This is a genomic window from Sphingomonas sp. UYAg733 (assembly GCF_054057355.1).
Genome location: NZ_JBSRZE010000001.1, coordinates 108930 through 132872 on the forward strand (window position 1 = coordinate 108930; position 23943 = coordinate 132872).

28 protein-coding genes are annotated in these 23943 nt (G+C 64.3%); 9 read left to right on the plus strand and 19 right to left on the minus strand.

All coding sequences use genetic code 11. From position 1 onward, the window contains the following. Positions 1-8 precede the first annotated feature (8 nt). The 10 genes from ACVWZA_RS00610 to ACVWZA_RS00655 all read right to left on the minus strand — a co-directional run bounded on the left by ACVWZA_RS00610 (position 9) and on the right by ACVWZA_RS00655 (position 7459). Positions 9-470: a hypothetical protein gene (locus ACVWZA_RS00610; protein ID WP_457309216.1), complete on the minus strand. Its 462-nt coding sequence runs from the start codon at positions 468-470 to the stop codon at positions 9-11. A 1-nt stretch (position 471) separates the two neighbouring features. Next, positions 472-1020: a GNAT family N-acetyltransferase gene (locus ACVWZA_RS00615; protein ID WP_457309218.1), complete on the minus strand. Its 549-nt coding sequence runs from the start codon at positions 1018-1020 to the stop codon at positions 472-474. Beyond that, a complete protein-coding gene (gene ribH, locus ACVWZA_RS00620; RefSeq protein ID WP_457309221.1) occupies positions 1020-1439 on the minus strand; it encodes a 6,7-dimethyl-8-ribityllumazine synthase in 420 nt (139 codons plus the stop codon). Before ribH ends, ACVWZA_RS00615 begins: the two co-directional genes overlap by 1 nt. A gap of 2 nt (positions 1440-1441) precedes the next feature. After that, a complete protein-coding gene (locus ACVWZA_RS00625; RefSeq protein WP_457309223.1) occupies positions 1442-1963 on the minus strand; it encodes a hypothetical protein in 522 nt (173 codons plus the stop codon). After that, positions 1963-3264 carry a 3,4-dihydroxy-2-butanone-4-phosphate synthase gene (gene ribB, locus ACVWZA_RS00630; protein WP_457309225.1) on the minus strand — a complete coding sequence of 434 codons (1302 nt, stop codon included), beginning with the start codon at positions 3262-3264 and terminating at the stop codon, positions 1963-1965. Before ribB ends, ACVWZA_RS00625 begins: the two co-directional genes overlap by 1 nt. Positions 3265-3331: 67 nt before the next feature. After that, entirely contained in the window at positions 3332-3949 is a 618-nt protein-coding gene (locus tag ACVWZA_RS00635; RefSeq protein ID WP_457309226.1) for a riboflavin synthase, read from the minus strand. Further along, a complete protein-coding gene (gene ribD / locus ACVWZA_RS00640) occupies positions 3950-4915 on the minus strand; it encodes a bifunctional diaminohydroxyphosphoribosylaminopyrimidine deaminase/5-amino-6-(5-phosphoribosylamino)uracil reductase RibD (protein WP_457309227.1) in 966 nt (321 codons plus the stop codon). It lies immediately after the preceding gene. Between the two features lie 29 nt (positions 4916-4944). Continuing rightward, on the minus strand, positions 4945-5292 hold the full coding sequence (locus tag ACVWZA_RS00645; protein WP_457309228.1) for a hypothetical protein: 348 nt from the start codon (positions 5290-5292) through the stop codon (positions 4945-4947). Between the two features lie 56 nt (positions 5293-5348). Beyond that, the gene (locus tag ACVWZA_RS00650) at positions 5349-6017 is read right to left on the minus strand and encodes an energy transducer TonB (RefSeq protein WP_457309229.1); all 669 of its coding nucleotides are present in this window, start codon (positions 6015-6017) and stop codon (positions 5349-5351) included. A 116-nt stretch (positions 6018-6133) separates the two neighbouring features. Beyond that, positions 6134-7459: a glutamate--tRNA ligase gene (locus ACVWZA_RS00655; RefSeq protein ID WP_457309230.1), complete on the minus strand. Its 1326-nt coding sequence runs from the start codon at positions 7457-7459 to the stop codon at positions 6134-6136. Positions 7460-7593: 134 nt separating this feature from the next. On the opposite strand from ACVWZA_RS00655, the gene ACVWZA_RS00660 reads away from it, so the two are divergent. After that, positions 7594-8529 carry a ribose-phosphate pyrophosphokinase gene (locus tag ACVWZA_RS00660; protein WP_457309231.1) on the plus strand — a complete coding sequence of 312 codons (936 nt, stop codon included), beginning with the start codon at positions 7594-7596 and terminating at the stop codon, positions 8527-8529. A gap of 37 nt (positions 8530-8566) precedes the next feature. On the opposite strand, the gene ACVWZA_RS00665 is transcribed toward ACVWZA_RS00660, so the two are convergent. Then, positions 8567-9316, minus strand: coding sequence for a sulfite exporter TauE/SafE family protein (locus tag ACVWZA_RS00665; protein WP_457309232.1), 750 nt, complete (start codon positions 9314-9316; stop codon positions 8567-8569). Further along, entirely contained in the window at positions 9313-9834 is a 522-nt protein-coding gene (locus ACVWZA_RS00670; protein WP_457309233.1) for a sterol desaturase family protein, read from the minus strand. The genes ACVWZA_RS00665 and ACVWZA_RS00670 overlap by 4 nt, the downstream gene beginning before the upstream one ends. 144 nt (positions 9835-9978) lie before the next feature. Here ACVWZA_RS00670 and ACVWZA_RS00675 point away from each other — a divergent pair, with 144 nt between their 5' ends. The 5 genes from ACVWZA_RS00675 (at position 9979) to ACVWZA_RS00695 (ending at position 13908) form a co-directional block, all read left to right on the plus strand. Further along, positions 9979-10221 carry a hypothetical protein gene (locus ACVWZA_RS00675; RefSeq protein WP_457309234.1) on the plus strand — a complete coding sequence of 81 codons (243 nt, stop codon included), beginning with the start codon at positions 9979-9981 and terminating at the stop codon, positions 10219-10221. A 100-nt stretch (positions 10222-10321) separates the two neighbouring features. Next, on the plus strand, positions 10322-11521 hold the full coding sequence (gene sucC / locus ACVWZA_RS00680; protein WP_457309235.1) for an ADP-forming succinate--CoA ligase subunit beta: 1200 nt from the start codon (positions 10322-10324) through the stop codon (positions 11519-11521). 45 nt (positions 11522-11566) lie between these two features. Then, positions 11567-12313: an electron transfer flavoprotein subunit beta/FixA family protein gene (locus tag ACVWZA_RS00685; protein ID WP_457309236.1), complete on the plus strand. Its 747-nt coding sequence runs from the start codon at positions 11567-11569 to the stop codon at positions 12311-12313. After that, positions 12310-13239, plus strand: coding sequence for an electron transfer flavoprotein subunit alpha/FixB family protein (locus ACVWZA_RS00690; RefSeq protein ID WP_457309237.1), 930 nt, complete (start codon positions 12310-12312; stop codon positions 13237-13239). The genes ACVWZA_RS00685 and ACVWZA_RS00690 overlap by 4 nt, the downstream gene beginning before the upstream one ends. Before the next feature lie 3 nt (positions 13240-13242). Then, positions 13243-13908: a phytanoyl-CoA dioxygenase family protein gene (locus ACVWZA_RS00695; RefSeq protein WP_457309238.1), complete on the plus strand. Its 666-nt coding sequence runs from the start codon at positions 13243-13245 to the stop codon at positions 13906-13908. Between the two features lie 232 nt (positions 13909-14140). Here the strand turns inward: ACVWZA_RS00695 and ACVWZA_RS00700 are convergent, their stop codons facing one another. The 5 genes from ACVWZA_RS00700 to ACVWZA_RS00720 all read right to left on the minus strand — a co-directional run bounded on the left by ACVWZA_RS00700 (position 14141) and on the right by ACVWZA_RS00720 (position 18852). Beyond that, positions 14141-14371 (minus strand): demethoxyubiquinone hydroxylase family protein, encoded by a 231-nt coding sequence (locus ACVWZA_RS00700; RefSeq protein WP_457309239.1) that lies wholly within the window; start codon positions 14369-14371, stop codon positions 14141-14143. A 35-nt stretch (positions 14372-14406) separates the two neighbouring features. Next, the gene (locus ACVWZA_RS00705; protein WP_457310031.1) at positions 14407-15411 is read right to left on the minus strand and encodes a histone deacetylase family protein; all 1005 of its coding nucleotides are present in this window, start codon (positions 15409-15411) and stop codon (positions 14407-14409) included. Further along, complete coding sequence (gene nhaA / locus ACVWZA_RS00710) at positions 15411-16619, minus strand: Na+/H+ antiporter NhaA (protein ID WP_457309240.1); 1209 nt, start codon at positions 16617-16619, stop codon at positions 15411-15413. Before nhaA ends, ACVWZA_RS00705 begins: the two co-directional genes overlap by 1 nt. Positions 16620-16652: 33 nt before the next feature. Continuing rightward, positions 16653-17219: a 2'-5' RNA ligase family protein gene (locus ACVWZA_RS00715; RefSeq protein ID WP_457309241.1), complete on the minus strand. Its 567-nt coding sequence runs from the start codon at positions 17217-17219 to the stop codon at positions 16653-16655. 70 nt (positions 17220-17289) lie between these two features. Then, complete coding sequence (locus tag ACVWZA_RS00720) at positions 17290-18852, minus strand: lysine--tRNA ligase (RefSeq protein WP_457309242.1); 1563 nt, start codon at positions 18850-18852, stop codon at positions 17290-17292. 44 nt (positions 18853-18896) lie between these two features. Here ACVWZA_RS00720 and ACVWZA_RS00725 point away from each other — a divergent pair, with 44 nt between their 5' ends. Continuing rightward, a complete protein-coding gene (locus ACVWZA_RS00725; RefSeq protein WP_457309243.1) occupies positions 18897-21656 on the plus strand; it encodes an ATP-dependent DNA helicase in 2760 nt (919 codons plus the stop codon). Beyond that, positions 21653-22195 carry a SixA phosphatase family protein gene (locus ACVWZA_RS00730; RefSeq protein ID WP_457309244.1) on the plus strand — a complete coding sequence of 181 codons (543 nt, stop codon included), beginning with the start codon at positions 21653-21655 and terminating at the stop codon, positions 22193-22195. Before ACVWZA_RS00725 ends, ACVWZA_RS00730 begins: the two co-directional genes overlap by 4 nt. A 69-nt stretch (positions 22196-22264) precedes the next feature. Here ACVWZA_RS00730 and ACVWZA_RS00735 read toward each other — a convergent pair whose 3' ends face one another. Together ACVWZA_RS00735 and ACVWZA_RS00740 are read right to left on the minus strand one after the other, a co-directional pair. Next, complete coding sequence (locus ACVWZA_RS00735) at positions 22265-22795, minus strand: YceD family protein (protein ID WP_457309245.1); 531 nt, start codon at positions 22793-22795, stop codon at positions 22265-22267. Then, on the minus strand, positions 22792-23298 hold the full coding sequence (locus ACVWZA_RS00740) for a ubiquinol-cytochrome C chaperone family protein (protein ID WP_457309246.1): 507 nt from the start codon (positions 23296-23298) through the stop codon (positions 22792-22794). The genes ACVWZA_RS00735 and ACVWZA_RS00740 overlap by 4 nt, the downstream gene beginning before the upstream one ends. Before the next feature lie 168 nt (positions 23299-23466). Here ACVWZA_RS00740 and ACVWZA_RS00745 point away from each other — a divergent pair, with 168 nt between their 5' ends. Next, positions 23467-23943 (plus strand): outer membrane protein assembly factor BamE, encoded by a 477-nt coding sequence (locus ACVWZA_RS00745; protein ID WP_457310032.1) that lies wholly within the window; start codon positions 23467-23469, stop codon positions 23941-23943.

Consider the following 23943-nt stretch of genomic DNA (forward strand, 5'->3'; position numbering starts at 1 on the left):
ATTGAAAGTCAGGGTTGGGCGGCTTCGTGCTCGATCCGGTCGAGCCAAGCGGTGACGGCCTTGCGCACGCCTTTTCGTATCGCGGGGTTGAGCAGGACGAACGGAGCGGCGAGGAACCAGGGGTTGTCGATCACGACCAGCACAAAGGCGAACGATGCGACCACCATGCCGATCTTCACACGCCCGAGCGTCTGCATGCTGGCCGCGTCGAACTTGATCGTGCGCGGCGCGCGATCATCGTAAAAAGGGTGGGTGGTTACCTCCGCGCTCCCGTCGAAACGGGTTTGTTTCGGAAGCGCTAGTTTCGGAAGCCCCAGTTTCGGGGGCGCGGCGGGCAGTAGCGGCACGGTTCTAGACGGCGGTGAAACCGGGGAGTGTTCCGGCCTGCCACCATCGGCCCAGGTGTCGATCACGAAGAGTCGGCGATCCTTCTCGATCACCCGGTAACGGGATGTCGGCACCCCGTTCATCTCAGCTGGCCCCGGCCGAACGTCGCGCACCCCACGCCGTCGCGCTCTGCCCCCAATTGTCGACCGGGTCGGCTTCGAATGGCGGCGGCAGGCGGGTTGGGCCGCGATTGATGCCGCCAAGCCTGCGCGCAAGCGCGATCGATGGCGCATTGTCGGGGTCGATCGAATGCATCACATCGTCCCAGCGCAGCACATCGACCGCATAGTCGATTGCCGCGGTCGCCGCCTCGAACGCAAGGCCCTTGCCTGCAAATTCGGGCAGCACGCCCCACCCGACCTCAGTGCCCGGCCAGCCCTCCGGTTGCCAGGGACCGGCGCGCCCGATCCAGCGCCCGCTGTCGCGCTCGACCAGCGAGAACATCGAAAAGCCGCGAATCGACCAGGCGCCGGCCATCGCGCACAGCCCGCGCCAGGCGAGGCTGCGCGGCTGCACGCCGCCGAGAAACCGCATCGCCGTCTCGTCGGCGTGGAAACGTGCCCAATCCTCGAAATCCTCCGCGGCGACCGGCCGCAGGATCAGGCGTTCGGTGAACAGCACGGGCAGCGCCATCAGCCGAAGCGGCCCTTCAACTCGAACATGGCGATCGCTGCCTTGGCCGCCTCGCCACCCTTGTCTTTTTCGGCAGGGCGCGCACGCGCGAGCGCCTGCGCCTCGTTCTCGACGGTCAGGATGCCGTTACCGATCGCGACACCGTCCATCGACAGGGCCATCAGCCCGCGCGCACTTTCGCCCGCGACGATCTCGAAATGATAGGTCTCGCCGCGAATCACGACGCCGAGCGCGACAAAGCCGTCATAGGCACCGCTGTCCGCGGCCAGGGCCACGGCACCGGGAATCTCCAGCGCGCCGGGTACGGTAATTGTCTCATGACTGTGTCCAGCCGCCTCGATCGCGCCACGGGCGCCCGCGATCAGCAGGTCGTTGAGATGGTCGTAGAATCGTGCCTCGACGATCAGGAATTTTGCCACGTCTAGTCCTTGGGAAGTCCGGAATGGGATAGTGCGCCGCCTTGATAACGCGGGTCGTCGCTGATGTCGCGTATCGCCCATATCGGCGGATGCAAAGCACGCAGACCGTCGTCGTCGGGCCATTCGATCTCCGCGAGTTCAAGCGGCGCCAGCGATCCAAGAAACTGATCGACGCCGAACATGTTTGCACCCGCGGCCACCTTATAACGACGCTTGGTCAGCGAGGCGCCCGGGAGACGGTCGAACACCGCGAATTCGGCTTCGGTCAGATAGGCCGTGATGATCGGACGGGCGAGAGGATCGGCGGCATCGTATTTCTTGGTGAGCTTGAGCGACGATGCACCAGTCGCACTGTCGGTCATACGGCGCAGCCGCAAACGGGTGTCTGTGATGTACCGGTCTTCGATCAGCGTGAAGCGCTGCGCCGCAAGATCCGGTCGAGTTGCGGAATCGACCAGCCAACGGCGCTCACGCTCGATAAGGGCATATTTGGGATCGCTGGCTTCATCGATCCCGGAGCGCATTATTCGCCTCCGGTACCGGGAATTGCACGCTCGCCGACGATCGACAGACCATAACCGTCGAGCCCGACCAGAGTATGGTGCGTGTTGGTCAGCAACACCATGTCCTGCACGCCAAGTTCGGCGAGAATCTGCGCGCCGACGCCATAGTCGCGCAGTTCCTCGATCTCCGGCGCGCCCGCGCCCTTACCTTCGCCGCGCAGCTTGATGAAGCGTGACAGGCTGTCTTTCATCGGCCGATTGATCACCACGATCACACCCGACCCGGCTTCCGCGATCATTTCCATCGATCGCGACAACAGACCCGACCGCTCCGACATCTCCCCGAACATATCGACGAAATAGGATGCGGTATGCATCCGCACCAGCGTCGGAGCGTCGGGATCGATATAGCCCTTCACCAGCGCGATAGTCTCATCACCGCTGGCCTTGTTGAAGAAGGTCATCGCACGCCAGTCGCCACCCCATTTGCTCTCGAAAACCATTTCCGCGCGCTTTTCGACCAGATGGTCGTGCTTGCGGCGATAGGCGATCAGGTCACGGATCGTGCCCATTTTGAGATTATGCAGCCGGGCGAAGGCGACGAGGTCGTCCATCCGCGCCATGGTGCCGTCGTCCTTCATGATCTCGCAGATCACGCCCGACGGGTTGAGCCCGGCCAGCCGCGCGACATCGACAGCCGCCTCGGTATGGCCGGCACGGACCAGCACGCCGCCATCGCGCGCGACCAGCGGGAAGACATGGCCGGGTGTGACGATGTCCTCCTTGCCCTTGCCCGCGTCGATTGCGACCGAGATGGTGCGCGCACGATCGGCGGCGGAAATGCCCGTGGTCACGCCCTCGCGCGCCTCGATCGAGGTGGTGAAGGCGGTTTCGTGCCGCGTGCCATTGGCACGGCTCATCAGCTCGAGACCGAGCGCATCGACCCGCGTCTTGGTCATCGACAAACAGATCAAGCCGCGGCCGTGAGTCGCCATGAAATTGATCGCATCGGGCGTCGCCATCTGCGCCGGGATGATCAGATCGCCCTCATTCTCGCGGTCTTCGTCATCGACCAGGATGAACATGCGTCCGTTGCGCGCCTCGTCGATGATCTCCTCGATCGAAACCAACGCCGGCGTGTCGTCATTCGAGAAGATGAAGGTCTCTAGCTTGCGCAGCGTATCGGCGGTCGGGTTCCAGTCGGGCTGGTCGAGATCGCGCAGCGTGTTGGCGTGAAGCCCCGCCGCACGGGCGAGGCCAGAACGCGACATGCCGCCGTCAGTGACGAGGCCGCGCAGTTTTTCGATTAATTGGGTGCTCATGATCCAACTTAATCACATTGAAATGTGATCGTCAATCGAGAAATCACATTGCCGTGATCGCAGGCGATCAGGTTGGAAGCAGCTGCCGCATCCGGCCGAGATAGCGCGCCAGCACATCGATCTCGATATTGATCGCATGGCCGACCGCAAGCGCACCGAAAGTGGTCACCGCGGCGGTATGTGGAATGATATTGACGCCGATCGTGACGCTGCCATCACTATCCTCCACCTCATTGACGGTGAGCGACACGCCGTCGAGCGTGACCGATCCCTTGGCAGCTACGAACGGCGCGATGTCGGGCCCGGCGGCGATGCGGATCCGTTTGGATCCCCCTTCGTCGGCGATCGACACGACCTCACCGATGCCGTCGACATGACCGGTGACGATATGGCCGCCCAACTCCTCGCCCAGCTTCAGCGCGCGTTCCAGATTGAGCCGCCGCCCCTCGGTCCATTGGCCTTGCGCGGTGCGGCTGATCGTTTCGGCCGATACGTCGGCCGCGAACCAGCCGGGCGTGCCGCTGGCGGACTTGTCGACCACCGTCAGGCACACGCCGGAGCATGAGATCGACGCACCGAGATCGACCGTATCCATGTCGTAAGCGGTCGCGATGCGTAGGCGCATATCGCCCCGCATCTCGATCGCTATGATCGTGCCGATATCGGTTATGATGCCAGTGAACATTCAGACGGGCTCCGCGACGCACTTGTCGATCTGGCGCTCGTAGACTTCGAGCCGGTCGCTGCCAAGCATGCGGCTGTCTTCGAGCCGCCACCGGCCGTGCGCGTCGGCCAGATCGCCGAGGCTGATATCGGGCAGGGTGCGGCCACCGCCGACGATGATCGGAGCACGGTAGAGCAGCAGACGATCGACCAGGTCGGCGGAGAGGAAGGCAGCGGCGGTTTGCGCGCCGCCCTCGACGAGCAAGTGGTCGACGCCCGACAGTAGGGCAATCTGTTCGGGCGCGGCGATATGCTCCCAGCCATCTTCCGGTGTGGCCGACAGCAGCACACGGCGCGGGCTGCGCTGTTCCAGTCCGGCCAGGCGGACGTCGAGCGCTGGTGAATCGGCTTGCCGGGTGCCGCGGCCGACCAGCATCGCCTCGTGCCGCGAGCGCTCGAGATGGACGTGAGCGCGCGCCTCGGGACCGGTGATCCATTGGCTTGATCCGTCAGCCAGCGCGGCCGCGCCGTCGAGCGACAGCGCCAGTTTCAACGTCACAAGCGGCCGGCCAAGCGCCTGACGCAACAGGAATCCAGCAATCGAACGCCGTGCCTCGACCGCGCGGAGACCATCGGTGACCGCGATTCCGGCATCCCTCAGCCTGGCCATGCCAAGGCCGTCAGTGCGCGGATCGGGGTCGCGGAGCGCGATCACGACGCGCGCCACGCCCGCCGCGATCAGCGAATCGGCGCATGCCGGTCCGCGCGGCGAGGCATGCGCACAGGGTTCCAGCGTAACGTAACAGGTCGCGCCGCGAGCGCTTTCGCCGGCTGCCGCCAGCGCGATCGCCTCGGCATGGGGACGGCCGCCGGGCCGGGTCCAGCCGCGCCCGACGACGCGTCCGTCATTAACGATGATACAGCCGACATTGGGATTGGGGGCGGTACGACCGCGACCGCGCTCGGCGAGGGCGAGCGTGGCGCCCATCCAGCGAAAATCGGCTCGTGTGGTCCCGCTCAGATGCCGATCTTTTCGAGCTTGTCGTTCAACCGCTTGAATTCCTGTTGGGTCTTTACGCGTTGCGCCTCTTCATCGGCGCGGCGCTTGGCCTCGATCGGGCCGTCGATCTTCTGTTGCGCGCGGATCTCCGCATCGGTGCGCGATGCCGGCCATTGCTGAACATAGATGATGTTGGGCTGATAAACCCGCTCTTCATGGCTATCGATCGTGAAGCCGACCAGGATCGTGCCGAACAGTGCAACCGACAGCAGCAGGAAACCCAGTTCGTGCGGCCGGCGCTCACGCAGGAAGCCGCGCAGGTCGGTGAATGCGCGGAAAATGTTGAAATGACGAAGGACCTTCATGAGCGCAAAGATAGGCGCGCGCGGGCGGCGATGCCAGCCCCGCGCGCCTGACTCATTCAACCATCCTCATCGAGCCGGAAGCTGACGCTCAGGATCTGCCAAGATTCCTGCGGGACGCCGTCTCGCGCGGCCGGCTTGAAGCGCCATTTGTTCAGCGCCTGGCGTTCGGTCACCTCGAAAAAGGCGTCGCTCGCCGCGCTGACCTTCTCGACCTGCTTCACCCGGCCATCGGTGCCGATCAGCACGCGAACCACGACGCGCCCTTCATTGCCCGCGCGCCGCTCTGCCGCCGGATAGGTCGGCTGAAACGCATTGGCGTATCTCGAGTCGCGCGTCGCGTCGGTCAAGGTCGGCAAGCGGATCGGTTCGACGATCGTACCCATGCCACCCGTCCCGGGCGGTGCGATCGGGTCGATCGTCGTCTTGGTGACGAAGTCGGTCGTCGCGGCGCCAGTCAGAACGACTGGATCGGGCGCCACTATTTGGTCTCGGGGGGTCGGCCGGATTTGTTTCGGCTCGACCTTGGGGTCGACCTTCGGCTTGATCGGCTCAAGGGGCGGCGGCGGCGGAATTGGGATATTGGTTGTCGTGAGGACAGTCTCGATCTTCTTCGTTATCTCCGGCGCCGAGAAAATCAGCGCGGCGAGGATCGCGCCGTTCAATCCGATTGCGACACTGAGCGAACCGGGCTTGATCCCGGTCTTGCCATATCGATCCGCGTACATTGGCCGTCTCCATCATCTCCTTGAGGGGCACCAACCGGTCTGCTGCCGGATTATTGAGCGATGATACATCATCACTAATTGGATGCAAGGATATAATATTACCTGCCAGACGACCGTTATTTGATAAGGCGCTCCACGCTGCGCTCGCGGCCGATCAGCGGCATCAGGGCGGCCATATCGGGGCCATGATCGCGCCCGGTCAGTGCGCGGCGCAACGGCAGGAACAGGGTTTTGCCGCCGCGTCCGCTTGATGCTTTCAGCGCGGAGGTCAGCGCGTGCCAGGGGTCGGCGCTCCAGTCGAGATCGGCCGCGATTCGCGCCGCATCGGCCAGAAACTCGCGATCGGCGGCGTCGACGATCGAATCGATCGGCCCCTCGATCACGTGCCACCAATCGGCCGAGTCGGCGACGATCGCGAGATTGGGGCGCACCGCTTCCCATTCCGCGCGGCCCATGCCGGCCGGCAGGCGATCGGCGACGGTGTCGAAATCCAGGCCATGGACGAGGCGCGTGTTGAGCGCGGCGAGCTCGGCATCATCGAAGCGTGCCGGCGCGCGGCCGAAGCGGGCGAAATCGAAGCTCTCGATCAAGGGTGCCATGTCGCCGATCGGCTCGACCGGATCGCTGGTCCCCAACCGCGCGAGCAAGGCGCGGATCGCTTGGGGCTCGATACCCTTTTCGCGGAACGAGTTGACGCCGAGCGAGCCGAGGCGCTTGGACAATTTGCCCTCGCTGCCGACCAGCAGCGCCTCATGCGCGAAGGCGGGCGGGATTGCGCCCATCGCGGCAAACATCTGCAATTGCAGCGCGGTGTTCGACACATGGTCCTCACCACGCACGACATGGGTGACACCCATATCCGCATCGTCGATCGCCGAGGGCAGCATATAGAGCCAGGATCCGTCGGCGCGGCGGATCACCGGGTCGCTCATCGTCGCGGCATCGAAACGCTGATGACCACGAATGATATCGTCCCATTCGATCGGTGTCGAATGATCGAGCTTGAAGCGCCAATGCGGCCGGACGCCATCGGCCTCGAGCGCGGCGCGATCACTATCGCTCAGCGCCAACGCGGCGCGATCGTAGATCGGCGGCAGGCCGCGCCCGGCGGCGATCTTGCGTTTCAGGTCGAGTTCCTGCGCGGTTTCATAGGCAGGATAGAGATGACCGGCGTCACGCAACGCCGCGAAGCGTGCTTCATACAACGCGAAGCGCGCCGATTGCCGCTCCTCGCCATCGCGCGCGAGGCCGAGCCAGTCGAGATCGGCACGGATCGCGGTGACGAACGCCTCTTCGCTGCGCTCGGCATCGGTATCGTCGATGCGCAGCCAGAATTGCCCGCCATTCTTCTGCGCCCACAGCCAATTGTGGAGCGCGGTGCGAATATTGCCGACGTGCAGGTTTCCGGTCGGGCTGGGGGCGAAACGGGTGATCACGGTCATGCACAGCGCCTTAGCCGCGCACGCCGCGCCGTGCCAGCTTGTGCATTTGGCCGTCACGAAATCGTCACGCCCCTTTCGTCATGCGCAAGTGCTGGCTAAGAGCCGCTTCATCGGGGTCGCGGGAGTTCGTCGAGATGAAATTATTGACCGGCAATTCGAATCTGCCCCTGGCGCGCGATGTCGCGGCCTATCTCGAGATTCCGCTGACCGAGGCGAGCGTGCGGCGCTTCGCCGACGAGGAAGTGTTCGTCGAAATTCATGAGAATGTCCGCGGCGAGGACGTGTTCGTGCTGCAATCGACCGGTTATCCGGCGAACGACAATCTGATGGAATTGCTGATCTGCATCGATGCGCTGAAGCGCGCATCGGCCAAGCGGATCACCGCTGTGGTGCCCTATTTCGGCTATGCCCGGCAGGACCGGAAACCAGGACCGCGCACGCCGATCTCAGCCAAGCTGGTGGCCAATCTGATCACCGTGGCGGGCGCCGACCGGGTGCTGTCGATCGACCTTCACGCCGGACAGATTCAGGGTTTCTTCGATATCCCGACCGACAATCTCTATGGCGCGCCGGTCATGTCGGCGGATATTCTGACGCGCTTCGGTGACAAGAACATCATGATCGTGTCGCCCGATGTCGGCGGCGTGGTGCGTGCCCGCGCATTGGCCAAGCGATTGAACAACGCGCCGCTGGCGATCGTCGACAAGCGCCGCGAGCGTGCCGGCGAATCGGAGGTGATGAACATCATCGGTGAAGTCGAGGGCCGCTTCTGCATCCTGATCGACGATATCGTCGATTCGGCCGGCACATTGTGCAATGCCGCCGCCGCGCTGAAGGAAGCGGGCGCCGAGGGTGTCGTCGCTTATGTCACGCACGGCGTGCTGTCGGGCGGCGCGGTCGCACGGGTCGAAGGATCCGAGCTGGAGGAACTGGTGATCACCGATTCGATCGGCAGCCATGAGGTGATCAAGGACGCCAAGCGCATCCGCCATCTGACCATCGCGCCACTTCTCGGCGAGGCGATAAAGCGGATTGCCGATGAAAGTTCGGTGTCGTCGCTGTTCGATTGATCGCGCACCCCCTTCCCTACCTCCGCTCGAACAGAATTCAGCTAAGCGCATCCCAGATGAGCTTGGCGCCGACGAGCATCATCAGCACATAGATCGCGGCATAGAAGCGGTCAGGCGCGATACAGCGCACGAGCCAGACACCGGCCAGCGTCGAAGCGATGGCCACCGGTAACAGCATCGCAGCGGCCATGAGATTATCGTGGCTGAACTGGCCAAGCGCCCAATAGGCCGGCACCTTCGCCCAGTTGACGATGGCGAAAAAGATCGCGGTGGTGCCGACCAGCACGTCGCGTTCGAGCCGGCGCGGCAGGACCCAGACCTGGAACGGTGGCTGGCCGGCATGGGCGATTTGGCTGGTGAAGCCCGAGGCGATTCCGCACAGCGCCCCGACCCAACCGGGCGAGCGCGACGAGGCACGGAACATGCCGCCGCGTTCGGCCCAGAGGCGGTACCCGCCGAACAGCAGCGAGATCACGCCGACCAGACCGAGTACCGCATCGGCCGATACCTGCGCGGCGAAAAAATAGCCGAGCAATATGCCAAGCGCTGCGCCGGGTAGCATCCAGACGAGCACGTAGCGATCCCATGTCTTGCGGAACGCCCAGACACCGACCACGTCCTGCACGATCAGGATCGGCAACAGGATTGCCGCGGCGCGCACCGGCGAAATCGCCAGCGCCATCATCGGCAAGGACAGCGCGCCCATGCCCGCAAACCCGCCCTTGGACAGGCCGAGCAGAATGACGGCTGGCACCGCGAGCGCGAAAAACAGCGGCGATTCGGTCAATCGACGGGGACGGCGTCCGGCCGTGGAACGGGCGCGCGGACACCGGCATGCGAGCGGCGCTTGAGTTCGGTCTTCAGCGTCTCTGGTTTTGGCGCCCAGAGGAAACCGAAGCTGACCGTGCCGGCCTTGGTCTCGACGACATGGTGCAATCGATGCGCCTGGATGATGCGCTTCATATAAGATGATCTGGGCAGATACCGCGTTGCGATGCGGCGGTGGACGATAACGTCGTGGAAGCCGAAATAGATCGCACCATAACCGGCGATGCCGGCGCCGATCCAGATGAAGCCCGGCCACCAGCCGAGTTGCGCGCCACCGAGCAGAAGCACGAAGGACGGCACTGCGAAAATCACCGCATAGAGATCGTTCAGCTCCCAATTACCGGCGCGCGCGCGGTGATGGCTTTCGTGCAGGAACCAGCCGAATCCATGCATCACCCAGCGATGCGCGACATAGGCGACGAGCTCCATCGCGAGGATCGTCGCGAAAAACAGCGGCAGGCCGATTGTCCAGTGCATGGCACGCGATATAGCGGGCGGATGGGCTTATTGCGAGGTGAAGCTGTGCGCGACTCCACATTCAGATCCGGGTTACAATCCAGTAAGGGGGTGGGGGCGGCGCTGGGCCTGATGCTCGCCCTCTCTGCGTGTTCGAGCCCCGAGATGCTTACTCGTAACGGCCTGATCAATGCCGGCGTGCCGCAACCGGTCGCCGGCTGCATGGCAGGACGGATGGTCGACCGGCTCTCGCTGCTGCAGCTACGCCGCCTGTCGGGACTGGGCAAAGCCAAGGCGTCGCGCGACCTCGACCAGTTCCTCTACCGCGTCCGCTCGCTCAATGACCCGCAGATCCTTCGCGTGACGACCAGTTCGGCGGCGCTTTGTGCCGCCGGGCTCGGCGGCTGAGCCAAGACGACTTGCGTCCATCCCAAGGGGTGGATTCACTTGACGCGCTGTGCTTAAGGCCCCTTGCAACATCGATTTTCCTGAAGAGGCGCCCGCCCCCATGAACATCCACGAATATCAGGCCAAGGAATTGCTCGCCAAGTTCGGCGTCCCCGTACCGGCAGGCTTTGCCGCGCTGACCGTCGACGAGGCGGTCGCCGCCGCCGCGAAGCTGCCCGGGCCACTCTATGTCGTGAAGGCGCAAATCCATGCCGGTGGACGCGGCAAGGGCAAGTTCAAGGAACTCGGTCCCGACGCCAAGGGCGGCGTGCGGCTGGCCAAGACCGCTGACGAGGTTCGCGCCGCGGCGGCCGACATGCTCGGCAACACGCTGGTGACGATCCAGACCGGCGAGCATGGCAAGCAGGTCAATCGCCTGTACATCACCGACGGCGTCGACATCGCCAAGGAATTCTACCTCGCGCTGCTGGTCAACCGCGCGTCGGGCCGTATCTCGATGGTCGTGTCGACCGAGGGCGGCATGGACATCGAAACCGTCGCGCACGACACGCCGGAAAAGATCCAGACCTTCGACATCGATCCCGCGACCGGCTTCATGCCGCATCACGGCCGCGCCGTCGCCAATGCACTTGGCCTTGAGGGCGACCTCGCCAAGCAGGCCGCATCGACTGCTTCCAAGCTGTACGATGCGTTCCTCGGCACCGATGCCGAGCAAATCGAGATCAACCCGCTTGCCGTCACCGATGACGGGCAGCTGCTGGTGCTTGACGCCAAGGTCGCTTTCGACGGCAATGCGATGTTCCGCCACCCCGACCTGATGACGCTGCGCGACGAAAGCGAAGAAGATCCGGCCGAGCTCGAAGCGTCGAAGTACGACCTCGCTTACATCAAGCTCGACGGCGATATCGGCTGCATGGTCAATGGTGCCGGCCTCGCCATGGCGACGATGGACATCATCAAGCTCAACGGCATGTTCCCGGCCAACTTCCTCGACGTCGGCGGCGGCGCTTCAAAGGAGAAGGTGACCGCGGCGTTCAAGATCATCCTCGCCGATCCGGCGGTGAAGGGCATCCTGGTCAACATCTTCGGCGGCATCATGAAGTGCGATATCATCGCCGACGGCATCGTCGCGGCGGCGAAGGAAGTGAACCTTTCGGTACCGCTGGTGGTTCGCCTGGAAGGGACCAATGTCGAAGAGGGCAAGCGCATCCTCTCGACCTCGGGCCTGGCGATCGTTCCCGCCAATGATCTCGGCGACGCGGCACGCAAGATCGTCGCTGAAGTCAAAGCTGCTGCCTGAGCTGTTTCTCCCCAGGAACGCATTAGGTCACACGGAGAAGATGCAATGAAGGTGCTGGTGCCGGTCAAGCGGGTGCTTGATTACAATGTGAAGCCCCGCGTGAAGGCGGACGGGACGGGCGTCGATCTGGCGAACGTGAAGATGAGCATGAACCCGTTCGACGAGATCGCGGTCGAGGAAGCCATCCGTCTGAAAGACAAGGGTGTCACAGAGATCGTCGTCGTGTCGATCGGCGAGCAGAAGGCGCAGGAAACGCTGCGCACGGCGCTGGCCATGGGTGCCGACCGCGCGATCCTGATCGTCTCGGAAGAGAGGGTCGAGCCGCTGGGCGTGGCCAAGCTGCTCGCCAAGATCGTCGAGGAAGAGAAGCCCGATCTGGTCATTCTCGGCAAGCAGGCGATCGACGACGACAACAACCAGACCGGGCAGATGCTCGCCGGCCTGCTCGGCGTCGGCCAGGCGACGTTCGCCTCGAAGGTCGAGCTCGCATCGGACAGCGTCACCGTGACGCGCGAAGTCGATGGCGGTTCGGAGACCGAGAAGCTCTCGTTGCCCGCGATCATCACCACCGATTTGCGTCTCAACGAGCCGCGCTATGCGTCGCTGCCCAACATCATGAAGGCCAAATCCAAGCCGATGGCGCAGAAGACCCCGGCCGATTACGGCGTCGATGTGAGCCCGCGCCTGACTACGCTGAAAGTGGTCGAGCCGGCCAAGCGCACCGCCGGCGTCAAGGTTGCCGATGTCGATGAGCTGGTGGCTAAACTCAAGGCGATGGGAGTCGCGAAATGAAGACGCTCGTCTGGGTCGAACATGACGGCAAGGTCGTCAAGGACGCCACGCTCGCCGTGGTCACCGCCGCGTCGCAACTTGGCGAAGTGCATTTGCTCGTCGCAGGGCAAGGCGTGGACGGCGTCGCCGCCGAAGCCGCCAAGATCGCCGGCGTGGGCAAGGTGCATGTCGCCGATGACGCGGCCTATGCGCATGCGCTGGCCGAAAATGTCGCGCCGTTGGTCGTCGCGCTGATGGCCGATCATGACGCGTTCCTCGTCCCCGCGACGTCGAACGGCAAGAACATCGCGCCGCGCGTCGCCGCGTTGCTCGACGTGATGCAGATCAGCGACATCCTGTCGGTCGAGAGCGAAGATACGTTCACGCGCCCGATTTATGCCGGCAACGCGATCGCCACGGTGCAGTCGAAGGACACGAAGAAGGTCATTTCGGTGCGCGGTACCGCGTTCGAAAAGGCTGCGACCTCGGGCGGATCGGGCACAATCGAGAAGGTCGCATCGACCGGTGATGCCGGCAAGTCGACCTATGTCGGCAGCGAGATCGCCAAGTCGGAGCGTCCAGAACTCACCTCGGCGAAGATCATCGTCTCAGGTGGCCGCGCGCTGCAGAATGCGGAAAACTTTCACTCGATCATCGAACCGCTCGCCGACAAGCTTGGCGCCGGCGTCGGCGCATCGCGCGCCGCGGTCGATGCGGGTTATGTCCCGAACGACTATCAGGTCGGCCAGACCGGCAAGATTGTCGCCCCCGAAGTCTATATCGCGATCGGTATTTCCGGTGCGATCCAGCATCTCGCGGGGATGAAGGATTCGAAGACGATCATCGCGATCAACAAGGACGAGGACGCCCCGATCTTCCAGGTCGCGGACATCGGACTGGTCGGCGATCTGTTCAAGATCGTGCCGGAGCTGACCGAAAAGCTCTGATCCTTGAATCTCACGCTCGAACAAGATGGGGCGGTGCGGTGTGGTCGCGCCGCCCTTTCGAGTCTTGTCGCGCTCGATGCCTTGGCCGATCGCCAGCCACCGGACCGTGCCGGGATCAGGCTACAGGGTGTTGACGCGCTCGCGCCGTTACTGGCGAGCGAGGGCCCACTCGGCGCGCTGACCGTACAATATCTGGGCGCCGGGTGCCGGCCGGTTCGAGCGATCCTGTTCGACAAGACCGAAGCGACCAACTGGGCATTGGGCTGGCATCAGGATCGCACGATCGTGGTGCGCGAACGCCGTGAAACGCCGGGGTTCGGGCCATGGACGGTCAAGGCCGGGATGACCCATGTCGCGCCGCCGGCCGAACTGCTCGCCGGCATGGTGACGATGCGCGTGCATCTCGATGCCGTCCCCGCCGACAATGCCCCGCTGCTGATCGCGCCGGGGTCGCACCGGCTCGGCCGGATCGCCGAACCGGAGATCGATGCGGTGGTCGAACGATGCGGCACCATCGCCTGCCTCGCCCAGCGCGGCGATGTGTGGCTCTACGCGACGCTGATCCTGCATGCGTCGGAGGTGGCCGCCAGACCGAGGCGGCGCCGCGTGCTGCAGATCGATTTCGCCGCGGGCGACCTGCCCGGCGCGCTCGAATGGTTCGGACTCTAAGGCCGCAACTGCGAGGCCTTGCGCTCGTCGCTCTGTGGCAATGCTGTCTCGACGATAGGAAAGAGCAAGCCGGTTCAGGTCCAGCGAGGAATGAAAGACCAGATACTGTGCCTTGGTTGAATCGTCACCGACGCCATAGGGACGAGCGCCGAGATATGTCACACCGGCAGTGTAACATATCTCGCGCTGCCGCTTGGGGTGACTTCTGATATTTTGCCTATATATGAGATACTTAATCCAGTGACTGGCGACTTTGGGCAACACCAGGACTCAAGGAGATATGGCACATCGAGCGAACCCTGATCAGGCTCGGAGCGCCAGATGTCTCTTTATCCCATACCGATATGGCTTCGCCCAAGCGATCGCCCTCAGCTAATGGATCGGGCGCGATTCGGCGAGCAATGGCGATCTGCGCACGGTAGATTCGGAGCGCGCCATATTCGCCGGTATGATCGGCGCGCACGATAGCGATCAGTGTCCGATCATGCGCTTCGCGTATCAGAAGCCATCGAGCAAGCTCTTCACGTTCGCGCCCAACGCATCGACCGCATAGCCGCCCTCCATCGCGATGACCGTCGGCCAGCCGCAGGCGGCGATGTCGCGTGCGAGCATCGCATAATCGCCGGTGGTCAACTTGAACGCCGAGATCGGATCGCCTTCCCAGGTGTCCGCACCGAAGCTGACCACCAGAAGGTCGGGACCGAAGCGCGCAATCGCCTCCAGCGCCGTGGCTTGTGCATCTCGAAAAAGACCGAGCGCCGCGCCCTGCGGTAGTGGCAGATTGAGCGTGGTGCCCTGTCCATCGTCTTCGCCGATTTCATCGGCATGGCCCCAGAAAAACGGATAATCGGTCGCCGGGTCGGCGTGGATCGAAGCATAGAAGACATCGCCACGATCCCAGAAAATGTCCTGTGTGCCATTGCCGTGGTGATAATCGATATCGAGGATCGCGACGCGCCTGGCCCCCGCATCGCGCGCGGTCTGGGCAGCGATTGCGGCTGTGTTGAGGTAACAATAGCCGCCGAGATAATCCGCACCGGCATGATGGCCGGGTGGGCGGCACAGCGCGAACGCCACGCGATCGCCGCCGAGCACGGCGTGAGTCGCAGAGAGCACGCTCTGCGCACTCCAATACGCCGCGCCCCAGGTGTCGGCGGTCAGCGGGGTGGAGGCATCCAGGCTATATTGCCCGGCCAACGCATCGATGCGGTCGAGCTTCAACGGACGCCGGCCGACGATCGGCCAGATATAACCCATCACGTCGCCGGGACGACCGACCGCGGCCCAGCGTTCGGGCGCGGTTTTCAGGAAATCGACATAACCGGCGTCATGGACTGCGAGGATCGGCGCGTCGCCATGATCGGCGGGCAATTCGAGGCCGGGCAGCACCGCACGAATCGCTTCGGCGCGAACGGGCGTCTCCGCATAATCGATGAACCCGCCATTGTGCAGCTCCTTGCGCGGTGCATGAGCCAGTTGGCGGGGGTCGAAGAATGCTCGAATCATATCGCCCCATCCGCCTTTGGCGTGGGTGCCGCGAAGCGCAACACGAGGAAGCCGGCCACCGCCGACAGGATCGATCCGACGAGCACGCCGATCTTGACCTTGTCGATCAGCACCGCTTCGCCGGGGAAGGCAAGACCACCGATGAACAGACTCATGGTGAAGCCGATCCCGGCGAGCAGGGCCACGCCATAGAGTTGCGCCCAGCTTGTGCCCATAGGCCGCTGCGCGATCTTCAATCGCTCGGCCAAGGCGATACCGCCGAGGATACCGACCTGCTTCCCGAGAAACAGGCCCGCCGTTACGCCGATCACCAGCGGCTCGGCCAGGACCGATAGCGCCATGCCACCAAGTGCGACCCCGGCATTAGCAAAGCCGAACACAGGCACAATGACGAACGCGACCCATGGGCTGAGAGCGTGTTCGAGTCGGTGGAGCGGCGAATGCACATCGTCCGGCGCGCCGGGGCTCGGCGTGATCGGAATAAAAGCGGCGGCGAGGACCCCGGCAACGGTCGCATGCACGCCCGACAACAGGATCAGCCACCAGAGCAAAGCGGCAGCGGCGAGATATGGCGTGAGCGCGCGGATGCCGTGCCGACTCATCGCCGCCATGATCGCAAGCACTCCGGCGGCGGCGGCCAGCGCACCGAGATCCAGGCCATGGCTATAGGCAACCGCGATGATCGCGACCGCGCCCATGTCATCGACGATCGCGACGGTGGTCAGGAACAGCTTCAGCGCGGGCGACACACGCGGGCCGAGCAATGCCATCACCCCGATCGCGAATGCGATATCGGTCGCCGCCGGGATTGCCCAGCCGGGGCGGAGCGCCACGTCACCCCAAGTGATTACAAGATAGATCAGCGCGGGCACAATCATGCCCGCCGCCGCCGCGACGATCGGCAAGCGCCGCCGCGCCGGACTGGCGAGCCGGCCGTCGATCAGCTCGCGCTTGATCTCCAAACCGACGAGCAGGAAAAACAGCGCCATCAATCCGTCGTTGATCCACAAATGCACCGTCATGGCACCGAGCGCGGGCGCGATTATCGGGCCGGTTTCGAGATGCAGAAAGTGGAAATAGGCTGTGGCGAGCGGCGAATTTGCCGCAATCATCGCCAGCATCGCGGCGGCGATCAACACGATGCCGCCCGCCGCCTCATCTTTCAGGAACGTGCTCAACGCGGATTGCTTGCGAGAATTAGCCATAAGCCACCCTAGCCGCCGCGCCCGGCATGGCAATCACAGCAATTTCAGCTGATCCTCATCGACCTCTTCATGTCCAGCCTCGCCGCCGAGCGCCCAACGGCCAATGACTTCATGCCGCGTCTGGCCGAGATGACTGTGGATCAGCACGAATTCGCGCACGTCCCATTCGACCGGCGCGATCCGTTCGCTGAACGACCGACCCTGCCAGTAGCCGAGCGTGGTATGCGGGCTGAAGCGATAGCCGCGCCGTTCGGCGATTCCCGCAGCTTGCCGGCGACGCACGATCCGCTCGCGAAGCGCATACAACCCACCGATACGGTGGCGTGGCCGCAGCGCGATCGATCGCGGACTGCCGACGGCGAGATCGAAGCGTGCCTGAAACGCGCCATATGCCACCGCGTCGCCGATCTTCCTCATGCGCTGCTCGAGCGCCTCCACCTCCTCGATATCGTCGACGATATCGACGGTGACATGGACATGTTCCGGCCGCAGCACGCGACCGTCATTGCCGAACCAATGCGCCGCATTGGTCATCTGCCGCGCGAGCGTCAGCGGCGGACGGATCGCGAAGAAAAGCCGGTGTGTAGGAGCGTTGGACATTATCATCTCCGAGTCGGTGGCGAGGATAATGTTCCTTATATGTTCCGTGCGCTTGCGTCGAATCGGAATTCTAACGCACGAATGCGTCGGCGATCAACTTTCTTGTATTTTCAATGCCATAAAGAGCAATAAAGCTGCCCATGCGCGGGCCTTGTTCGGCGCCGAGTAACGTCTCGTAAAGCGCCTTGAACCAGTCGCGCAGATTGTCGAATCCGGCGGTCTTGCCAATCTCATAGACGATGTTCTGGATGTCCTCGGCACTTGCGCCCGCAGGCAGCGCGGCCAGATCGGCATCGAGCCGTTCGAGCGCGGCGGCCTCGACACCCTCGGGCTTGCGCCTTTTGAGCGTCGGGGTGACGAAATCGCGCCCATAAGCGAGCGCACGGTCGATCAGCCGGTCGAGTTCGGGATAACGCGCCGCGTCCGCATCCTTCACATAATTGCCGAGATAGCCCCAGACCTGTTCCTTGGTCGCGTCGCCCATCACGCTGACCAGGTTGAGCAGCAGGCCGAAAGTGACCGGCAATTCGCCCGTCGGCAGCTTGCCGTCATGGATATGATGCACCGGGTTGCCGAGCCGTTCCTTCAGTTCCTGCCCGGCATAATTGCCACGGAACTGCCAGTAATCGTCGACCGCACGCGGGATCACGCCCATGTGCAGCGTCTTGGCCTTTTTCGGCTCGCGATAGATGTAGAAGGCGAGGCTTTCCTCCGGACCATAGGTCAGCCAGTCATCGATGCTGAGCCCGTTGCCCTTCGACTTGGAGATCTTCTCGCCCTTTTCGTCGAGGAACATCTCGTAGTTGAAGCCCTCGGGCGGGCGGCCGCCGAGGACGCGAGTAATCTTCGACGATTGCACGACCGAATCGATCAGATCCTTGCCCGCCATTTCGTAATCGACGCCGAGCGCGACCCAGCGCATCGCCCAATCGACTTTCCATTGCAGCTTGGCCAGGCCGCCCAGGATCGATTGTTCGATCCGCTCGCCATCATCCATGAAGGCGATCGTACCGGACTCGGCGTCGATCACCTCGACCGGCACCTGCAGCACGATCCCGCTCTTCGGGCTGATCGGCAGCACTGGCGAATAGGTCGCCTGGCGATCGGCGCGAAGCGTCGGCAGCATCACGTCAAGGATTGCCTGGAAATGGCGCAGCACCGATTTCAGCACGTCGTCGAAGCGGCCGCTGGTGTAATATTCAGTCGACGAGACGAAGTCGTAATCGAAGCCGTAGCGGTCGAGAAAATCGCGCAGGATCGCGTTGTTATGCGCGGCGAAGCTTTCATGCGTGCCGAACGGATCTGGGATGCGGGTGAGCGGCTTGCCGAGATATTCGGTCAGCATCGCCTTGTTCGGCACATTGTCGGGCACTTTGCGCAAGCCGTCCATGTCATCCGAAAAAGCGATCAGCCTGGTCGGCGTGTCGGACAGCGCGTGAAACGCATTGCGCACCATCGTCGTGCGCAGCACTTCGTTGAACGTGCCGATATGCGGCAGGCCCGAAGGGCCATAGCCGGTTTCGAACAACACCGGACCTGTCGGCTTGCCGTTCGGGTAGCGTTTGAGCAGCTTGCGCGCCTCTTCATAAGGCCAAGCCTTGGATTCCATGGCGGCGGTGCGCAATTCACTCACTTGCTGTTGCCCTTTCGTTCCGGCCGCGCCACTACCTCACGCGAATGGCCGCGTCTTTGCCCTATCCCGCCCTCCACGCAAGCCATAGCGGCATCTGGATCGCCACGGCCGATGGCACGCGCCAGGTCGGGCGCGGCGAAGCCATCCGCATTGCCGCCGACACGCCGGTGATTGTGCTCAATGCCGTGCTGGCCGGACAGCGACTCGGCTATGCCGATCTGTCGGGGCTCGATCTGCTCGAATTATTCGCTTTCATGTGTCCGGCACGCTTCATGGTGCCCACGCCGCGCGGGCTGGGCCGGGTCACCGGGCTCGACGTGCCGGTACGCGACGACGAGATCGCGGCGTTCCTGTTGCGCGCGGCCGAGGCGATGCTGGCGATTCCCCAGGGGGAGTGGCCCGAGCGTGAGGGCGCCTGGACCAGCGCGCAATCGCTTGCCCGGCTACGCTGGCCCTGGGCGCCAGTGGTTGCCGAGCATATCAAGATGCCCGAACAGCATGAGCGCTGGCTGTTCTCGCGCCTGCCCGAATGGTCGGAGGGCGCGCCGCGCGCCGCGCCGCGCACCATCTCGATCGGCGCGGCGGAGACGCAGGAGCGGCTGACGCAATTGACCGGCAGCGCCGCCGAGCAGCGGCCTGGCCAGCGCGCCTATGCCGAGGCGGCAATCGAAGCATTCGAACCGCGCATGGTACGCGACGCACCGAACATGGTGCTGGCCGAGGCGGGGACCGGCATCGGCAAGACGCTCGGCTATCTCGCGCCCGCCTCACTGTGGGCGGAAAAGGCGGGCGGGGCGGTGTGGGTGTCGACCTTCACCAAGGCACTGCAGCGGCAATTGGCACATGAAACGGTGCGGCTCTACCCGCAGGCCGAAATACGCAGGGCCAAGGTCGTGACGCGCAAGGGGCGCGAGAATTATGTCTGCCTGCTTAATCTGGAAGACGCGCTGCAGGGCGGATTCGCCGGGCGGGCGGCTGTCCTGGCGCAGCTGGTCGCGCGCTGGGCAGGCTATACCGCCGACGGCGATATGGTCGGCGGCGACCTGCCCGGCTGGCTGCCGACCCTGTTCCGGCGCAACGGGCCGACCGCGCTGACCGACCGGCGCGGCGAGTGCGTCTATGCCGGTTGCCCGCATTACCGGAAATGCTTCATCGAGCGCGCGGCGAGGAACAGCGCGGAGGCGGATATCGTCATCGCCAACCATGCACTGGTGATGGTCAATGCCGCGCGCGGGCGCGAAACGACGAGCCGCCCGACCCGCTACGTGTTCGACGAGGGGCATCATATCTTCGATGCGGCCGACGCGATGTTTTCGACCGCGCTGACCGGCCAGGAGACGATCGAGCTCCGCCGTTGGGTGCTCGGCCCCGAATCGGGATCGCGCGGACGGCGGCGCGGCCTCGCCGCGCGGCTCTCCGATGTCGCCAGCTATGACGAGCAGGGCGCGCGGGCGATCGGCGATGCGGTGATCGCGGCGCAGGGGCTGGCGGCAGATGGCTGGCTGCAGCGGCTGAGCGAGGGGGCGCCGTTCGGACCGATCGAAGCGCTGCTCGCGGCGGTCCGCGGGCTGACCTACGCACGCGCCGAGACCGCCAAACAACTTGGCGGCGACGCCGGCTATGGCCTGGAGACCGAACTTGCCGAACCCGATGCAGCACTGATCGAGGCGGCTGGTCCGGCCGCACATGCGCTCGACGCGCTGGTCCGGCCTTTGGTTGCGCTCGGGCGGCGGCTCGAAGCGGTGCTGGCCGAAGCACCCGACTGGCTCGACAGCCAGGCGCGGGCGCGGGTCGAGGGGGCCGTGGCCTCGCTCGGCTGGCGCGCCGAGACGGTTGCGGCATGGCTGTCGCTGCTCGCGCGAATCGGCGGCCCGGCCAGCCCCGACTTCGTCGACTGGCTCGCGGTCGACCGGATCGAGGGGCGCGACTATGATGTCGGGCTGCATCGCCATTGGCTCGACCCGAGCAAACCCTTTGCCGAAACCGTATTGAAACAGGCACATGGCGCGCTGGTCACCTCGGCAACACTGCGCGGCGGCGGCGGCTGGGAGGTGGCGGAGGCGCGCACCGGTGCGCATCACCTGGTCAAGCCGGCAGCGCATTTCGAGGCGGTCAGCCCGTTCGATTATGCGTCGCAGGCCGAAGTGTTGATCGTCACCGATGTGAAGCGCGGCGATACTGGCGCGCTCGCCAATGCCTATGCGCGGCTGATGTCGGCGGCAGGCGGAGGGACTTTGGGCCTGTTCACCGCGATTCGGCGGCTGCGAGCAGTGCATGCGCGAATCGCCGACAGGCTGGCGCGTGATGGGCTCTCGTTGCTCGCCCAGCATGTCGATCCGATCGATACCGGAACCCTGGTCGATATCTTTCGCGACGATGCCTCCGCGTCTTTGCTCGGCACCGATGCTTTGCGCGACGGGGTCGATGTGCCGGGGCGGTCGCTGCGGCTGGTGGTGATGGAGGGCGTGCCCTGGCCCAAGCCGACCGTGCTCCATGCCGCGCGGCGGCTGGCTGGCGGCGGCAGCGCCTATGACGACCGCATCGTGCGGGCGCGGCTGGCACAGGCGTTCGGACGGCTGATCCGGCGCGCCGACGATCATGGCGTGTTCGTGCTGCTTTCCGCTGCAATGCCGTCGCGCTTGCTCGCCGCCTTTCCCCCGGGCGTGCCGATCGCCCGCGTCACCCTCGACGAAGCGGTGGCGCGCGTCGCACGTCTTCCTTCCGTCATCGAAAGTGGGCATGAGGCCCGCGAAGACCCCAGTAAAAGTGGGGTCGAGGGATTGGGGACGCGACGGGCGCCATGAAGACATTGACGCTGCTCCGCCACGCAAAATCGGGCTGGGACGATCCCGTCTCGCGCGATTTCGATCGTCCGCTCAACGGCAAGGGCAAGCGCGCGGCGGCGATGGTCGGGCGGCACATGAAATCGCTCGGCCTGGCCTTCGACCATGTCATCGCATCGCCGGCGGTGCGTGTGATCGAGACGCTGGATGAGGTTTCGACCGGCTATGGCGAGGCTTTGGCCCCCGCCTGGGACCGGCGGATCTACCTCGCCTCGGCGGTGACCTTGCTCGACGTCATCCACGACCTGCCCGAAACCGCCGAGCATGTGCTGTTCGCCGGGCATAATCCGGGACTCGAGGATCTGGTGCTGATGCTCGTTCCCGATACGCTGGCCGAGCCGCTGCGTGACGAGGTCGAGCAGAAATATCCGACCGCGACGATCGCCGAGCTGCGCTTCGAATCGGGCAATTGGTCGGATGTGGCAGCAGGAACCGCGCGGCTTGCCCGGTTCATCCGGCCCCGCGACCTCGATCCGGCACTGGGTCCGGACGAGGACTAGAGTTGGGGCGATCGACTCTATTTCTCCCCGCCCTTTATGGAGGGGAGAACAACAAGGTCATGACCTCGCCTAGTCCCGGCCCTTTTCCAACAGCCCCTTCAATCCGGCGAGCGCACCAAGCGGCTTTACCTCGTCTTCGCTGATCACGCCCGCCGCGCGCAGTGCCGCCGCCGCGCGCGGCCCGCGCGGGAAGGGGTCGAGCGCGAGCGCCATGGTTTCCGCTGCCGCCTCGCCCAGGTCGATCGCCGATCCGGCATAGAACATCGTATCGAGCGCATCCTCGGAGAGTTCGATTTCTTCCTCGTCGATCGCAGTGTCAGCGACGAAGCGCAACGCGACAGCTTCTTCCACTTTCATGGGCAGCGGGTCATCGGTCACCGAACAGGCTTGTACGACCGCTGCCGATATATGGCCGCGCGCGACGATGCCCGCGGCTTCGATGCGGACCTTGAACTCGCCCTGGAGCCGGTCGATCGCCACCAGCCCGAAACGGGCCGCCAGCGCGACACGTTCGGCAGCGCTCGCGACGATCGAAACGCTGCGTTCACCCGCGCCGAACGTATCGATTCGTTCGGGCCGCGAGAATTCGGGGGCGCTCACGGTAATTGCCCCGCAATCACCGCATCGGTGCCGAACGAACCGAGTTCGGCATCGAAGGCGAGCAGCGAGTCGCGTACATGGCCGACCGCCAAAGCGCCCGGATCGACTCCGCGATACAGGTTGCGGAGCAGCGCGGGACTCAAATCGCCGGCCGCAAGTGCGTCGCGATATGCGCCGATGCGCCCGCCAAACATGCTCATCATCTTGCCGATATGCTTGCCGACCACGACGTCGCCGATGCCGAGCTCGCGCAATTGACCGTCCATATCGTCGACGAAGCGCTCGGTCATCGCGGCGCTGGTTGCGGCACCGGCCGGGTCCTTTTCCAGCCGCAGCACGACGAACGACAGAATCGCAGCAATCATGTCGAAGCGGCCATCGACCGTGTCGGGCACCTGTCCGTCGAGATACCAATGCGGTGCGCGGGCATGCGTCACCACCGCATTATAAAGCGGCAGCGCGTCTTCGCTTTGGCGCCCGAACATCTTCGCCATCCAGCCCATCTGCGCTCCACTTTTCCCTGCGCCCTTGTTTGGCCGCGAAGCTCGGCATATTGAGACGATCGGCCCGCGATGCAATGCGCATCTCGGCGTGTCTGGTTTCGTGTGCGTAATGCCCCCTGGGAGAGTTTGATGAGCCTCACCACTGCCCGATTGATGAGGGGCCGATTGATGATGGGCCGATTGATGATGGGTGCCGTCCTCGGCCTCGCGACCCTGGCGGCAAGCGCCTGCACGCCGCTTCGGTCGCATCAGGGGTATATCATCGATGCCGATCTGGTGAATTCGGTCCAGCCGGGCGTCGATAACCGCCAGTCGGTATTGCAGACGCTGGGCAAGCCGAGCTTCACCAGCCAATTCAACCAGGGCGACTGGTATTATGTCGCGCGCGACACGCGCAACCTGGCGTTCAACAATCCCAAGGTCGTCTCGCAGATCACGCTGCGCGTGGCGTTCGACCAGAATGGCACGGTAACCGGCGTCAGTCGCGGCGGCATGGAGCAGATCGCCTCGATCAGCCCATCGGGTGAGAAAACGCCGACGCTGGGCCGGAAGCGCGGTTTGTTCGACGAACTGTTCGGCAATATTGGCACGGTCGGTGCGGTCGGCGGCCAGCCCGGCGGCGGTGGCAGCCGCGACGAACCGTAA